Source organism: Flavobacterium sp. FlaQc-30, assembly GCF_044005885.1.
Taxonomy (GTDB): Bacteria; Bacteroidota; Bacteroidia; order Flavobacteriales; family Flavobacteriaceae; genus Flavobacterium.
The window spans coordinates 1-243 of the sequence record NZ_JBIPCO010000055.1 but is presented as its reverse complement, the minus strand read 5'-3'; the positions used below and the strand labels follow the sequence as shown (position 1 = coordinate 243).

The following is a 243-nucleotide window of genomic DNA, read 5'->3' as shown; positions in this document are numbered from 1 at the left end:
CAGTATCAGGAAGCTACAGCATCACGTACCAATTATGTGAAGTAGGAGCCAATCCTTCAAACTGTGATACAGCTACAGCTACTGTAGTTGTAAAAGGAACATTAGATGCTCAAAACGACAATTACAGCGCAGTGCCAAGCAGTACAGCAGCCGTAACAGTTGGAACAGTAACAAGCAATGATACCTTAAACGGAGCAGCTGTTACAGCATCAAATACCGATGTAACGCCAATTACAACAGGTC

1 pseudogene is annotated in these 243 nt (G+C 43.2%); it reads left to right on the top strand.

From position 1 onward, the window contains the following. Positions 1-243 (top strand): annotated as a pseudogene (locus tag ACHRV0_RS21715) (hypothetical protein); the annotation flags it as partial.